General features: G+C 72.4%; 15 protein-coding genes and 1 riboswitch. Of the genes, 12 read left to right on the top strand and 3 right to left on the bottom strand.

What is annotated here, in order from left to right:
- From A8711_RS26085 to A8711_RS26125, 9 genes are all read left to right on the top strand, one after another.
- Complete coding sequence (locus A8711_RS26085; RefSeq protein ID WP_043323991.1) at positions 1–930, top strand: DUF881 domain-containing protein; 930 nt, start codon at positions 1–3, stop codon at positions 928–930.
- A gap of 54 nt (positions 931–984) precedes the next feature.
- Positions 985–1,365: a glycine cleavage system protein GcvH gene (gcvH, locus tag A8711_RS26090; RefSeq protein ID WP_043330119.1), complete on the top strand. Its 381-nt coding sequence runs from the start codon at positions 985–987 to the stop codon at positions 1,363–1,365.
- Between the two features lie 216 nt (positions 1,366–1,581).
- Positions 1,582–2,034: an FHA domain-containing protein gene (locus A8711_RS26095; RefSeq protein WP_030503922.1), complete on the top strand. Its 453-nt coding sequence runs from the start codon at positions 1,582–1,584 to the stop codon at positions 2,032–2,034.
- A 50-nt stretch (positions 2,035–2,084) separates the two neighbouring features.
- Positions 2,085–2,786 carry a MerR family transcriptional regulator gene (locus A8711_RS26100; RefSeq protein ID WP_176722889.1) on the top strand — a complete coding sequence of 234 codons (702 nt, stop codon included), beginning with the start codon at positions 2,085–2,087 and terminating at the stop codon, positions 2,784–2,786.
- 212 nt (positions 2,787–2,998) lie between these two features.
- Positions 2,999–3,463 carry a bifunctional nuclease family protein gene (locus A8711_RS26105; protein ID WP_043330120.1) on the top strand — a complete coding sequence of 155 codons (465 nt, stop codon included), beginning with the start codon at positions 2,999–3,001 and terminating at the stop codon, positions 3,461–3,463.
- Positions 3,464–3,681: 218 nt separating this feature from the next.
- Positions 3,682–4,269: a MerR family transcriptional regulator gene (locus tag A8711_RS26110; RefSeq protein ID WP_069089854.1), complete on the top strand. Its 588-nt coding sequence runs from the start codon at positions 3,682–3,684 to the stop codon at positions 4,267–4,269.
- Positions 4,270–4,706: 437 nt separating this feature from the next.
- Entirely contained in the window at positions 4,707–5,096 is a 390-nt protein-coding gene (locus A8711_RS26115; RefSeq protein WP_069089632.1) for a group 1 truncated hemoglobin, read from the top strand.
- A 2-nt stretch (positions 5,097–5,098) separates the two neighbouring features.
- The gene (locus A8711_RS26120; RefSeq protein WP_064445942.1) at positions 5,099–6,259 is read left to right on the top strand and encodes a globin domain-containing protein; all 1,161 of its coding nucleotides are present in this window, start codon (positions 5,099–5,101) and stop codon (positions 6,257–6,259) included.
- A 55-nt stretch (positions 6,260–6,314) separates the two neighbouring features.
- The gene (locus tag A8711_RS26125; protein ID WP_069089633.1) at positions 6,315–6,998 is read left to right on the top strand and encodes a DivIVA domain-containing protein; all 684 of its coding nucleotides are present in this window, start codon (positions 6,315–6,317) and stop codon (positions 6,996–6,998) included.
- A gap of 43 nt (positions 6,999–7,041) precedes the next feature.
- On the opposite strand, the gene A8711_RS26130 is transcribed toward A8711_RS26125, so the two are convergent.
- Complete coding sequence (locus A8711_RS26130; RefSeq protein ID WP_069089634.1) at positions 7,042–7,698, bottom strand: NAD(P)H-binding protein; 657 nt, start codon at positions 7,696–7,698, stop codon at positions 7,042–7,044.
- 80 nt (positions 7,699–7,778) lie between these two features.
- Between A8711_RS26130 and A8711_RS26135 the strand changes: the two genes are divergently transcribed.
- On the top strand, positions 7,779–8,621 hold the full coding sequence (locus tag A8711_RS26135) for an NAD-dependent protein deacetylase (RefSeq protein WP_069089635.1): 843 nt from the start codon (positions 7,779–7,781) through the stop codon (positions 8,619–8,621).
- A 59-nt stretch (positions 8,622–8,680) separates the two neighbouring features.
- Positions 8,681–8,772, top strand: a riboswitch (glycine riboswitch).
- Positions 8,773–8,844: 72 nt separating this feature from the next.
- Positions 8,845–11,667, top strand: coding sequence for an aminomethyl-transferring glycine dehydrogenase (gene gcvP, locus A8711_RS26140; protein WP_069089636.1), 2,823 nt, complete (start codon positions 8,845–8,847; stop codon positions 11,665–11,667).
- Positions 11,668–11,761: 94 nt separating this feature from the next.
- Here the strand turns inward: gcvP and A8711_RS26145 are convergent, their stop codons facing one another.
- A complete protein-coding gene (locus tag A8711_RS26145; RefSeq protein WP_013286363.1) occupies positions 11,762–11,962 on the bottom strand; it encodes a DUF5999 family protein in 201 nt (66 codons plus the stop codon).
- 123 nt (positions 11,963–12,085) lie between these two features.
- Between A8711_RS26145 and A8711_RS26150 the strand changes: the two genes are divergently transcribed.
- Positions 12,086–13,282, top strand: coding sequence for a chorismate-binding protein (locus A8711_RS26150; RefSeq protein ID WP_069089637.1), 1,197 nt, complete (start codon positions 12,086–12,088; stop codon positions 13,280–13,282).
- Between the two features lie 71 nt (positions 13,283–13,353).
- Here the strand turns inward: A8711_RS26150 and pip are convergent, their stop codons facing one another.
- Entirely contained in the window at positions 13,354–14,304 is a 951-nt protein-coding gene (pip, locus tag A8711_RS26155) for a prolyl aminopeptidase (protein ID WP_069089638.1), read from the bottom strand.
- Between the last annotated feature and the right edge of the window lie 38 nt (positions 14,305–14,342).

Consider the following 14,342-nt stretch of genomic DNA (forward strand, 5'->3'; position numbering starts at 1 on the left):
ATGAGTGAGGAACACAGGGAGACGGGGACGGGGTGGCCGCGTCCGGTGGAGCCGGAGCGGCCGTCGGGTCCGGCGGGTGAGCCGGATCCGCGCCCGGACGCGCCCGATCCGGACGAGTTGAGCCCGTTGGCGCCGGTGGAGCCGGCGCCGGATGAGTCGTCGGAGCCGGCGGAGCGGGAGGCGGTGCCGGAGTCCGAGCCGGAGCCGGGTGCGGTGGCGCGGCCGTCGCGGTCGCGGCGGTTCTCCTCGGCGGGTCTGATGATCGCGGTGCTGCTGGCGTTGCTGGGTTTCACGCTCGTGGTGCAGTTGAAGACGACGTCGACGGATCCGACGCTCGCGGCGACGCGGGAGGAGGATCTGGTGCGGATCTCGTCGGATCTGGATTCGCGGGAGCGGCGGCTGCGTCAGGACATCGACGCCCTGGAGGAGAGTCAGCGGCAGTTGCGCTCGGGTGAGCAGGGCCGGCAGGCGGCGCTGGAGGAGGCGACGCGGCGGGCGGACGAGCTGGGCATCCTGGCGGGTACGTTGCCGGCGGTGGGTCCGGGGCTGGAGGTGCGGTTCTCGGGGCCGGCGAAGGCGGTGTCGTCGACGCGGATCCTGGACGCGGTGCAGGAGCTGCGGGGTGCGGGCGCGGAGGCGATGCAGATCCAGGGCGCTGATGGTTCGGCGGTGCGGATCATCGCGTCGACGTATTTCGTGGACGGGGCCGATGGTGTTCTGGTGGTGGACGGGCGGCGGTTGACGGGTCCGTTTACGATCATGGTGATCGGGGATCCGGCGACGATGCGTACGGCGTTGAACATTCCTGGCGGGGTGGTCGCATCGGTGCGGGACGGCGGCGGTAACGTGACCTCCGAGGATCGTGAGGTTGTGGAGGTTTCGCAGCTGCACGCGCCGATCAAGCTGGACCACGCGCGGCCGGTTTCCTGACCGGGCGCGGCCGCGCCGGTTTTTCCGGTGCACCGATGACGAAGGACGCAGTTGGTGATTCCTGAGGATCTGCGGTACACCGCCGAGCACGAGTGGGTGGTCGGTGGTGACGGTGGTGTCGTCCGCGTCGGTATCACGCACTTCGCGCAGGACGCTCTGGGTGACATCGTGTTCGTGCAGCTGCCGGATTCCGGTTCGGTGGTGGCGGCGGGCGAGTCGCTGGGCGAGATCGAGTCGACGAAGAGCGTGTCGGAGATCTACGCGCCGTTGAGCGGCACGGTGGCGGCGCGCAACGAGGCGCTTGCCGACACCCCTGAGGTGATCAACACGGATCCGTACGGTGCGGGGTGGTTGGTGGAGATCACTCCGGATGATCCGGCGGCGGTCGAGGGGTTGTTGACCGCTGATGCGTACCGCGAGCTCACCGAGAGCTGAGTTCGTGCTGTTCCGGGCGGCGGCGTGGTTCCGCGCGTCCGGTTGCCCTGCATTTCGGCGCTGGCTAGGCTCGCCCAGTCGACCGAGAACCAATAGTTTGAGCGTTGCGGAATGCGCCTTCCCGGGCACGGGGAGCCAGCCGCCGGGTGTGGTGTTGCCCGGCGGCCAGACCCGCCATTTCCTGACGCCGACCGAACAGATCCGTGAGGTGGTCCCATGACGCGCCCAGACGACGAGTTCCCCCCGCTCGACGTCACTTCGACGCTCAATCTCGGTTCGCTCGACGAAGTGCTGGAGGGGCCGGACACCGATGTGGTGCCGAGCCGGATGTCCGGTTCTTTGCCGCCGGGTATGGCGTTGCTGGTGGTTCGCCGGGGTCCGAACGCGGGCGCCCGGTTCCTGTTGGACCACGACGTGACGACGAGTGGGCGGCACCCGGACAGTGACATCTTCCTGGACGATGTGACGGTGTCGCGTCGGCACGCGGAGTTCCACCGGGACGGTGGGACGTTCACGGTGCGGGATGTGGGCAGCCTGAACGGCACGTACGTGAATCGTGAGCGGGTCGAGGCGGCGACGTTGAGCAACGGTGACGAGGTGCAGATCGGTAAGTTCCGGGTGGTGTTCATCGCCGGTCCGCGCCCGGAGGGTGAGGCCGGCCGGGGGTGAACGAGCCTGCGGCTTCGACGCCGTCCGGGGCTGGGCGGGCGCCTGCGCTGATGAGTATCGGCGAGGTGCTGGCTCAGTTGCGGCCGGAGTTTCCGGACGTCACGATCTCGAAGTTGCGGTTCCTGGAGGCCGAGGGCCTGGTGGAGCCGCAGCGGACGCCGGCGGGTTATCGCAAGTACGGCTGGGACGATGTGGCGCGGCTGCGGTTCGTGTTGACCGCGCAGCGGGATCAGTATCTGCCGTTGCGGGTGATCCGGGAGCAGTTGGCCGAGTGGGACGGTTCTGGTCCGTCGCCGGGGCGGGGGCGGCCGAATCTGGTGGCTGTGGGTCCGGGTGGTGAGGTGCCGGGCCGGGAGCCGGTGGATTCGGTCGAGTCGTCGGAGGTGCGGCTGGACCGGGCGGGGCTGATCTCGCGTAGCGGCGTGGACGAGTCGACGCTTGCGGAGTTGGAGCGGCTCGGTGTGCTGGTGTCGGATCCGCCGGGGTGGTACGACGCGGATGCTTTGATCATCGCGAGTGCGGTGGCGGGTCTGGCGGCGTACGGGTTGGAGCCTCGGCATCTGCGGGCGTACCGGTCGGCGGCGGATCGTGAGGTTGGTTTGTTCGCGCAGCTTGTGGCGCCGTTGGCGCGGCAGAGTGATCCGGCGGCGCGGGCTCGTGCGGCGGAGACGGCGCGGGAGCTGGTGGCGTTGTCGCAGCGGTTGCACGCGGCGTTGGTGCGGGTGGGGCTGCGGTCGACGTTGGGCCGGTGAGGTTGTCGGTGGAGGGCCGGGTGTGGTGCACGCCCGGCCCTTCGTCGTGGGGTGGCGCGGAAAGATCTGGTCGGGGGAGCGTGTCGTAGGCTTGCCGGGGTAAGCCCCTCCGGCGAGGCGTGGTGCACGTAGCGTGTGGGACTCCTGTGTCCTGGTCCGTGTACCGTGCAGGGAGGGGCGCGGTGCAAGGTGACGACGACACGGAGGCGGCGGTGCGCGAGCTGAGCGTGGTCGGAGTTCGGGTGGAGTTGCCGAGCAACCAGCCGATCGTCCTGCTGCGGGAGGTCGAGGGGGACCGCTATCTGCCGATCTGGATCGGCGCGGTCGAGGCGACGGCGATCGCTTACGAGCAGCAGGGGGTCAAGCCGGCCCGGCCGTTGACGCATGATCTTCTGCGGGATGTGCTGGCGGCGTTGCAGGCGCCGTTGCGGGCGGTGGAGATCACCGAGTTGAAGGACAACGTGTTTTACGCGGATCTGCTGCTGGGTGACGGGGTGCGGGTGTCGGCGCGGCCGAGTGACTCGATCGCGTTGGCGTTGCGGGTCGGCGCTCCGATTCGTTGTGCGGAGCAGGTCCTCGGCGAGGCGGGGATCGTGATTCCGGACGAGCAGGAGGACGAGGTGGAGAAGTTCCGGGAGTTCCTGGATCAGGTGCGTCCGGAGGACTTCGCGGGTTGAGGTGTGCCCGGCCGGGTGGCCGGGGTCGGCGCGGCGGTGGTTGTCACTGTGGGTGATGGCTGGCCGCCGTGTGTCGTTGGTGCCGGGCGGTCGCGCGGCGTGTCGCGGTGTCTCCTGCGGGTGAAGTGCGGGCGGCGGCGATAGGGTTGCCGTGTCGAGGGGTGCGCGTGACGGGGAGTCGGCGCGGCACCGCCACGGACGCGGGGAGGTTGGTCCGGATGCACGAGCCGCGGGATCCTGGTCCGGGTGCGGAGCAGCAGGCGGGTGTGGGGCCTGAGTCGGTCGGTGACGGTGAGGTCGGCTACCGGGGTGTGACCGCGTGTTCGGCGGTGGGCATCAGTTACCGGCAGTTGGACTACTGGGCGCGTACGGCGCTTGTGGTGCCGAGTGTGCGCGATGCTTCGGGTTCGGGGACGTCGAGGTTGTACTCGTTCCGCGACCTGGTGGTGTTGAAGGTCGTGAAGCGGCTGCTGGACGCCGGGGTGTCGTTGCAGAACATTCGGAAGGCGATCGAGGCGTTGCGGTCGCGTGGGGTGGATGATCTGGCGGGCATCACGTTGATTTCCGACGGGACGACTGTGTATGAGTGCCGGTCGCCGGAGGAGGTGGTCGACCTGTTGCAGGGCGGCCAGGGCGTGTTCGGCATCGCGATCGGTGGGGCGTTCAAGGAGATCCAGGGTTCGTTGTCGCATCTGCCGGCGGAGCCGGTGGGTGGGCAGGAGCCGGCCGCTCCGGCGGCGGAGCCGGAGGCGGACGCGGTGGGTGACGAGCTGGCGGCGCGTCGGGCGCGGCGCCGGGCCGGGTGACCTGCGTCGCGTCTCGTTGACGGGATCGCGCCGCGCCCGAAAAGGGTGCGGCGCGATTCGTGTTTTGGTGACGGGGTGTGCTGTGCGGGGGCCGGGCGGGCCCGGTCCGGTGGTCGGGCGCGGCCCGGTCGGTGTATCCGCAGGTCGCGGCTGGTCGGTGCGCAATGTCCGAAAGGGACGGTACGCGCTGTGGGTTGACCGGGGGTGCTCGGCTGACTGCGGTGTGTTCATCGTATTCGCGGCTGTTGTTGACTGTCCGTAGTTGACGGTTCTCGGGATCGGGACAGGGGCGGCGTGAAGCGTGGTGGGGGGCGCGCTATCGTCCGTTCCGATCGTCGGCGTGTCGACGTCACGGTGGAACGCTGTGTGACTTCGCGCGCCGGACGGTGAGCCCCTGACGCGGCGCTGCCCGCGGACCCCTGGTGGAAGGACCGAGCATGACGGTGACGAGCGAGACCACCCCGATCTCCCATTACGAGCGCATCGGCGGCGCGGCGGCGGTGAAGGCCGCTGTGGAGTTGTTCTACGACAAGGTGCTGGCCGATGCGGATCTCGCGGGCTACTTCACCGGGGTGGACATGGTGGAGCAGCGGCGGCACCTGGCGCTCATGCTGGCGGTGGTGCTCGGTGGGCCGAACGAGTACGCCGGCCGTGGGCTGGCCGAGGCGCACCAGCCGTTGAACATTCCGGGTGAGCACTACGCGAAGGTCGGTGAGCACCTGACGGCGACGCTGGTGGAGCTGGGCGTGCCGGCCGACGTGATCGCCGACGTGCAGGTCGTGCTCGGGCAGGTCCGCGATCAGGTCGTGTCGGCGGGGGATGCCTGAGCGTGGACGCGGCACGGCTGAAGCAGAGCTGGTCCCTGGTCGCCGCGCACGGCGACCAGGTGCCGCTCTACTTCTATTCGACGCTGTTCCTGGCGCATCCGGAGACCCGGCAGATGTTCCCGACGAACATGGCCGGGCAGCGGGATCGTCTGGTGGCGGCCCTGGGGCATGTGGTGTCCCACGTGGACCAGGTGGATCAGCTGGTCGGGTTCCTGCGGGACCTGGGCGCGGATCACCGGAAGTTCGCGGTGCGCGCGGAGCACTATCCGGCGGTCGGTGAGGCGCTGCTGGCGACGCTGCGGCATTTCTGCGGTGAGGCGTGGACCGACGAGCTGGCGGCCGACTGGACCGCGGCGTACGGCCTGGTGGCGCAGGTGATGACCGACGGCGCGCAGGCGGCGGAGTCGCAGTCGCCGCCGTGGTGGGTGGCGGAGGTGCTGTCGCACGAGCAGCGCACGTTCGACGTGGCGGTGCTGACGGTGCGCCCGCAGTATCTGCTGCCGTTCAGGCCGGGGCAGTCGATCGGGGTGTCGCATCCGGCGGTGCGGTCGTGGCGGTACTACTCGCCGGCGAACGCGCCGCGTTCGGACGGCACGGTGGAGCTGCACGTGCGGGCCGCGCCGGGTGGTGTGGTGTCGTCGCGTCTGGTGTACGGGTGCGCGGCGGGTGATCAGATCCATCTGGCGTCGCCGGTGGGTGAGCGGTTGACGTTGTGGCAGGCCGGGTCGTCGGATCTGCTGCTGTTGGCCGCCGGGACCGGCTGGGCGCCGGTGAAGGCGCTGGTGGAGCAGGTGGCGGCGGAGGGTTCCGGGCGGCGGGTCGACCTGTATGTGGGGGCCCGTTCGCGTACGGAGTTCTACGACAGTGAGGCGATCGACAAGTTGGCGGCGACGCATCCGTGGTTGCGGGTGTCGTACGTGGCCGGATCGGATCCGCAGCGGCCGGGGGAGATGGTGCGGCTGGCCGACCGGGTGCTGGCCGACGGGGACTGGCGGTCGAGGCACGTGTATGTGTGCGGGTCCGACGAGATGGTCGGTGATTCGGTGGCGGCGCTGACCGCGGCGGGTTACCAGCCGGGCCAGCTGCACCACGAGGGTTTCGGCAAGCACTGGTACGGCCCGTCCTGGCGGACGGTGGCCGAGGGAACAGAGGTGATCCGGTGAGCGCGAGGAGTGAGCCGGGGTTGCGAGCCCCGCAGTCGCGAACAGAGGTGATCCGGTGAGCGCGAGCCCGATCAGCAGCTATGACTCGCAGCACGTGTCGGGTCCGGTGCAGGTGCGGCTGACCGCGGACCGGGTGCGTCGGTGGGAGTTCGGGTCGGCGGCGTTCACCCGGCGCGGGTACGACCCGGCGGACGTGGACCGGTTCCGGTTGCAGGTGGCCGACGAGCTGGATCTGCTGGCGGCGCAGGTGGGGGACCTGCGGGCGGAGATCGAGCGGCTCAACGACCATCTGGAGCTGCACCGGCACGGGGTGATCCCGAGCGCGGAGAAGGCGCCGGCGGCGCCGGCGGCGAAGGAGGTCAATCTGCTGTCGGCGGCGCAGCGGGAGGCCGAGCAGATCATCGCGCAGGCGCACGACTACGCGCGCCGGGTGGCCGAGTACGCCCGTACCCAGTACGAGAGTTACATGCGGGCGGCGGCGGAGGAGGCGAAGCAGGAGGCCGAGCGGGCGGTGGCGGAGTACCGCAGCGCCGCCGGGGGCAGCTTCGACGACTCGGTGGCGACGCGGGAGGCGTTGCGGATCTTCGGCGAGATGATGATCTCCCACATGCAGGCGGCGGCGCGGCATCTCGACGACGGTAGTGAGCAGTTGGCGCGCACGATGGAGCGGATCTCCCGGGAGTTGCCGGCGGCTGGTGGTGGCGCGCCGCAGCCGGCGTTGCCCCGGCATCAGCGGTGACCGTACCGCCCGGCCTGCGGTGCGGCGGGCCGGGCGGTACGGCTCAGGTGGTGACGGCGGTGATCGCTTCGGCGATGGGGGTGTCGCCGCCGACCAGTTCGAGGGTGTGCCCGGCGGTGCCGGGGGCGTAGAGCAGGGCCAGCAGGACCCGGGCGACGTCGGCGCGGCTGATCGCGCCGCCGGTGACGTGCCGGGCCAGCGTGATGCGGCCTTCGGGTTCGTCGTCGGTGAGCCGGCCGGGCCGCAGCACCGTCACGTCGAGGTCCCGGCCGGTGATGTCGTCCTCGGCGGCTTTCTTGGCCCGCAGGTACGCCGCCCACACGTCGTCGGTGCCGTCGGCGGGTGCGTCGTCCACGCCCATGGAGGAGACCAGCAGGTAGCGGCGTACGCCGGCTTGTGCGGCGGCGTCGGCGAGCAGCACTGCGGCGCCGCGGTCGACGGTGTCCTTGCGGGCGGCGCCGCTGCCCGGTCCGGCGCCGGCGGCGAACACGACGGCGTCGGCGCCGGCCAGGTGGGCGGCGAGGGTGTCGACGTCGGTGTGTTCCAGGTCGCAGAGGACCGGTTCGGCGCCGGCGGCGCGCAGCGCGGCGGCGTGGTCGGGGTTGCGGATGAGCCCGAGCGCGGTGTCTGCGCGTCCGGCCAGTTCCCGCTCCAGCAGTTTGGCGATTTTTCCGTGCCCTCCGGCGATGACGACGCGCATGCGATCAACGTAGCCCGGCCGGGCGCGCCCCGCCGGGCGTCCGGGTGGGAGGTGCGGGTCCGGCGAGGGACCATGGACGGGTGAGTGAGGCGTTCGAGGCGTTGGCGCGGCTGGTGGCCGCCGGGGACGTGGTGGTGCTCAGCGGCGCGGGCCTGTCCACCGAGTCGGGCATTCCGGACTACCGGGGGCCCAGCGGCGCGTCCCGCCGGCACACCCCGATGACGTACCAGGAGTTCACCCGGGATCCGCTGGCGCGGCGGCGGTACTGGGCGCGCAGCCACCTGGGCTGGCAGATGATCGCGCGGGCCGCCCCGAACGAGGGGCACCGGGCGGTGGCGCGGCTGCAGGCGGCCGGGCTGCTCGGCGGCATCATCACCCAGAACGTCGACGGGCTGCACACCGCCGCCGGCGCCACCGGCGTGATCGAGTTGCACGGCCGCCTCGACGAGGTGACGTGCCTGGACTGCGGCAACGCCACCGGCCGCGAGGAGCTGCACCGGCGCCTGTCGGAGGCGAACCCGGGTTTCGACGCGCGGGTGGCGCACGTCAACCCCGACGGCGACGTGGACCTGCCGGACGAGGCGGTGACCGGTTTCCGCACCGTCGACTGCGCGCTGTGCGGCACCGGAATGCTGAAACCGGACGTGGTGTTCTTCGGCGAGACGGTGCCCGCGCTGCGGGTGGCCGACTGTTTCGCGCTGGTGGAGGGGGCCCGGGCGCTGCTGGTGCTGGGGTCGTCGTTGACGGTGATGTCGGGGCGGCGGTTCGTGCTGCGCGCGGCCCGCCACGGCATCCCGGTGGCGATCGTCAACCAGGGCGTCACCCGCGGCGACACCTACGCGGCGCTGCGCCTGGACGCGCCGCTGGGCGCCACCCTGCGCGCGCTGGCGGACCGGTGCGCGGCGGCCCCGGCGCCGGTGTGATCGACAACCCCGGGACATGAGCCGGAAACACGCCCGCTGGTAGCGTTGGGGGTGCCGGTACCACCCACGTGGGAGAGACCGCCGATCCCGGCGGCGCCGAAGGGGCAGATTCTCCCCGGAACCTCTCAGGCAAAAGGACCACGTGGGCAGGCGCTGTGGAGCGCGTCAGCGCGACTCAGGGGGAGGCCGACCCGTCGACCTCGCCCCCCAAGGAGCGCAGCGCATGACCGCAGAGCAGTTCGCCGACCGGCACATCGGCCCCGGCCCGGCCGACGAGCGCCGGATGCTGGAGGCCGTCGGTTACGGCTCCGTCGACGAGCTGATGGACGCCGCGATCCCCGAGGTGATCCGCTGGCACGGCACCCTGGACCTGCCCGCCCCGGCCAGTGAGCGGGAGGCGATCGCCGAGCTGCGCGCCCTCGCGTCCCGCAACACCGTCGCCGTGTCCATGATCGGTCTGGGTTACCACGGCACGCACACCCCGGCGGTGATCCGCCGCAACGTGCTGGAGAACCCCGCCTGGTACACCGCGTACACGCCGTACCAGCCGGAGATCAGCCAGGGCCGGCTGGAGGCGCTGCTGAACTTCCAGACCATGGTCACCGACCTGACCGGTCTGGCCACCGCGAACGCCTCGATGCTCGACGAGGGCACCGCCGCGGCCGAGGCGATGACCCTCGCGCGCCGCGCGTCCAAGAGCAAGAGCCCGGTGTACGTGGTCGACGCCGACGCGCTGCCGCAGACCGTCGCGGTGATCACCAGCCGCGCCGAGCCCCTCGGCATCGACGTGCGGGTGATCGACGTGGAGCGCGACGAGCTGCCGGCGGAGTTCTTCGGCCTGCACCTGCAGTACCCGGGCGCGTCCGGCGCGGTCCGCGACGACCGGGCGCTGGTCGACGCGGCGCACGGCGTGGGCGCGCTGGTGACGGTCGCCGCGGATCTGCTGGCGTTGACGCTGCTGCGCCCGCCGGGCGAGATCGGCGCCGACATCGCCGCCGGCACCACCCAGCGGTTCGGTGTGCCGATGGGCTTCGGCGGTCCGCACGCCGGTTACCTGGCGGTGCGCTCCGGCCTGGAGCGGATGCTGCCGGGCCGCTTGGTCGGGGTGTCCCGCGACGCCGACGGCAACCCGGCGTACCGGCTGGCGTTGCAGACCCGCGAGCAGCACATCCGGCGGGAGAAGGCGACCAGCAACATCTGCACCGCGCAGGTGCTCCTCGCCGTGATGGCCGGCATGTACGCCGTCTACCACGGCCCGGACGGGCTGCGCGCCATCGCCCGGCGTACCCACGAGGCGGCGGCGCGGCTCGCGGCCGGGCTGCGCGCCGGCGGCGTTCAGGTCGCGGACGTCGCGTTCTTCGACACCGTCACCGCGACCGTGCCGGGCCGGGCCGCCGACGTGGTGGCCGCCGCCGCGGCGCGCAACGTGAACCTGCGGCTGGTCGACGCCGACCGGGTCGGCATCTCCTGCGACGAGACCACCACGCCCGCGCACCTGGAGGCGGTGTGGGCGGCGTTCGGCGTCGACGGGTTCGACGGCGAGGTGGACGCGGCCCTGCCCGGCGGGCTGGCCCGCACGTCGGAGTTCCTCACCCACCCGGTGTTCCACAGCCACCACTCGGAGACGGCGATGCTGCGCTACCTGCGCCGCCTGGCCGACTTCGACTACGCGCTGGACCGCGGCATGATCCCGCTGGGGTCGTGCACGATGAAGCTCAACGCCACCACCGAGATGGAACCGATCACCTGGCCGGAGTTCGCGCACCTGCACCCGTTCGCGCCGAACGCGCAGACCGCCGGGTACCGGGAGCTGATCGCGCAGCTGGAGGGCTGGCTGGCCGAGGTCACCGGCTACGACGCGGTCAGCGTGCAGCCCAACGCCGGGTCGCAGGGTGAGCTGGCCGGGCTGCTGGCGATCCGCGGCTACCACCGCGAGCGCGGCGAGGCCCACCGCGACGTGTGCCTGATCCCGTCGTCGGCGCACGGCACCAACGCCGCGTCCGCCGTGATGGCCGGCATGCGGGTCGTGGTGGTCGGCTGCGACGCCGACGGCAACGTCGACCTGGTCGACCTCGACGCGAAGATCGACAAGCACCGGGACGCGCTCGCCGCGATCATGGTGACGTACCCGTCGACGCACGGCGTGTACGAGACCGGCATCGCCCAGTTGTGCGCGAAGGTCCACGACGCCGGCGGTCAGGTGTACGTCGACGGCGCGAACCTCAACGCGCTGGTCGGGTTCGCCAAGCCGGGCCGGTTCGGCGCGGACGTGTCGCACCTGAACCTGCACAAGACGTTCTGCATTCCGCACGGCGGCGGCGGCCCCGGCGTCGGGCCGGTGGCGGTGCGTTCGCACCTGGCGCCGTTCCTGCCCGGCGACCCCCTCGGTGCCCGCGCCGACGGGCGGCCGGCGATCTCGGCGGCCAACCACGGGTCGGCGGGGATCCTGCCGATCCCGTGGGCGTACCTGCGGATGATGGGCGCCGACGGGCTGGCCCGCGCCACCGGCGTGGCCGTCCTGGCCGCGAACTACGTGGCGGCGCGGCTGCGTAACCACTTCCCGGTGCTGTACGCCGGCAACAAGGGCCTGGTCGCGCACGAGTGCATCCTGGACCTGCGGCCGCTGACCAAGGCCACCGGGGTGAGCGTCGACGACGTGGCGAAGCGGCTGATCGACTACGGCTTCCACGCGCCGACGATGTCGTTCCCGGTGGCCGGGACGCTGATGGTGGAGCCGACCGAGAGTGAGGACCTGGCCGAGCTGGACCGGTTCTGCGACGCGATGATCGCGATCCGGGCGGAGATCGACAAGGTCGGCTCGGGGGAGTGGCCGGCGGGGGACAACCCGCTGTCCAACGCGCCGCACACCGCGGCGATGGTGTCGGCCGACGAATGGCCGCACCCGTACCCGCGGTCGGTGGGCGCCTACCCGGCGGGTGTGGACCGGGCGGGCCGCTACTGGCCTCCGGTGCGGCGCGTCGACGGCGCGTACGGCGACCGGAACCTGGTCTGCTCGTGTCCCGCGCCGGAGGCGTTCGAGGACTGAGCGGCGAACGCCGGGGCGGTGGGCTCTCGCCGCCCCGGCCGGCGCGCCGGCCGGTCATGACCGGCGCGTACGCTCACTGACGCTGCGTGATGGCTCAGGCCACGAGAGCGTGACGGGCCGGACCCCGGTGCGGGGCGATGGTGCGTCCGTCGGGGAGCAGCTCACCGGTGTCCTCGAAGACGATGACACCGTTGCAGAGCAGGCTCCAGCCCTGCTCAGGGAAGCAGGCGAGGACGCGGGCGGCCTCGCGGTCGGTCGCGTCGGCGGAGGGGCAGGTGGGCTGGTGCTGACACATCGGGTTCTCCGGACTGTGGGGGCACTGTGTCATGGTTCACATGACCAGTGACGCACAGTACCAAGGAAAACTGAGCGGCAACGAGCAAGGATGCGTCTTGTTCACCGAGAATGGGCTGAACGGATGACCCGTAACGGGCCAGACGTTGTGGAAGCGCTCCCACAGGTGGAGGTCGATACCCCCGGCGCCCCGCCCGGATGCCGTCGCCGACTGGTCGAGACGGCCCGCCTGCACTGGTCCGCCACCGACGGCGGCGACCCCGCTGACCTGGCACAACGCTTCCTCGCCGCGCACGGCGTCACCCGCGACGACCTGACCCGCCCCGGCCGCCACGACCCCGACGACGCGGTCTGCGGCGCGGCGCTCTACCTGTCCGCCGCCGCCGGCGCGTACACCCTCGGCGTGTCGCCCGGCGCGCCGAGCCCCGCGCCGACGCTGCCCGACCTGGTCGTGGTCGTCTACCACCACACCGATCGGCCCCCGCCGACCCCGCCACCGGCCCACGCCGGCGGGTGGCGGCTCGGACCGTGGCGCGACAGCTGGACCCCGGCCGCGCACGCCGCCGCCGTCGACGCGGTCCGCGCCGCGATCGCCCGCGGCGACGTCTACCAGACCAACCTCGTCGGCCACGCCGCCGCCCCGTACACCGGCGACCCCCGGCCGGCGCTGGCCCGCCTCGCCGCGCTACCCGGCGCCCGCTACGGCGGCACCCTGCACGGCCCCGGCTGGGCGCTCGGCTGCGCCTCCCCGGAAACCCTCATCGCCGTCGAACACGGCCGCCTGGTCACCCGCCCCATCAAGGGCACCCGCCCGGCCACCCCCGCCGGCCGCCGCGAGCTGCTCGCCTCCGCCAAGGAACGCGCCGAACACGTCATGATCGTCGACCTGGAACGCAACGACCTGGCCCGCGTCGCCCGCACCGGCTCGGTGCGCGTCGACGAGCTGTTCGCCGTACGCCGCTGGTGTGACCTGTGGCAGGCGGAGTCGACGGTGTCCGCGGCGCCCGCCGACGGCCTCGGCCTGGCCGACCTGCTGCGCGCGGTCTGCCCCGGCGGCTCGGTCACCGGCGCGCCCAAACGCGCCGCGCTGGCGCAGATCGCCGCGCTGGAGCCGGTCGGACGCGGCGCAAGCATGGGCGCACTCGGCTGGGTCGGACCCGACCGCCTCGACCTGGGCCTGACCATCCGCACCGCCGCCGCCGACGGCGACCTGCTGCACCTGTGGGCCGGCGGCGGCATCACCTGGGACAGCGACCCGGCCGCCGAGGTCGCCGAGGCCGCCGCCAAAGCCGCCCCGATCCGCGCCCTGCTCGCCGGCTGACAGGCCGGCGCCGTCGGCCCTTCTCGCGGCGGCCGGCGGCTCCGCCGGCCGGTAGCGGCCGTGCGCGGCGGCTACCGGCCGGCGGCGAACGCGTCCAGGGCGGCGACCACCCGCTCGCCGATGCCGTGCCCGCCGCCGTGCCCGCCGGACTCCACGATCTCCAGCCGCGCATCAGGCCAGTCCCGGGTCAGCAGCCACGCGATGTCCGGCGGGCCGCTGACATCCAGCCGGCCCTGCACCAGCACCCCCGGAATCCCCGCCAGGCGGCCCGCGTCGCGCAGCACCTGCCCGTCCGGCTGGAAACCCCGGTTCGCGAAGTAGTGCGTCACCAGCCGGGCGAACCCGTACCGGAACACCGGATCGGCGAACCGCGGATCCGGCGCGTACCCGCCCGCGAGGGACACGTGCACGTCCTCCCAGTCGCACCAGTCCCGCGCCGCCCGCTCCCGCACCGCCGGGTCCGGGTCGTCGAGCAGCCGCGCGTACGCCGCCGACAGGTCACCGTCCCGGTCGGCCTCCGGCACCCCGTCACGGAACCGCGCCCACTCCTGCGGGAACACCCGGCCCATGTCCCGGGTCAACCACTCGATCTCCCGGCTGGTGTTGGCGACCACGCTGAACAGCACCAGCGCGGTGACCCGCTGCGGGTGCCGCTGCGCGTACGCCAGCGCCAGCGACGACCCCCACGACGCGCCGCACAGCAGCCACCTGCCGATCCCCAGGTGCGCGCGCAGCACCTCCATGTCGGCCAGCAGATGCCCGGTGGTGTTCACCGACAGGTCCGTGGCCGGATCCGACGCCAGGGGAGTGCTGCGCCCACAGCCACGCTGGTCGAACAACACGACCCGGTACGCGGCCGGGTCGAACAGCCGCCGCCACCCCGCGCCCGCGCCCGAACCCGGACCGCCGTGCACCACAAGCGCCGGCCGGCCGTCCGGATTACCGCACGTCTCCCAGTACACGCGCTGCCCGTCCCCGACGTCCAGCATCCCCTGGGCGTACGGCTCGATCGGCGGATACATGCGGCGGCCTCCCAGCGTCGGTGTCCGCACACCCTACG

The sequence above is a fragment of the Micromonospora sp. II genome (genome assembly GCF_001709195.1).
Lineage (GTDB): Bacteria > Actinomycetota > Actinomycetes > Mycobacteriales > Micromonosporaceae > Micromonospora > Micromonospora chalcea.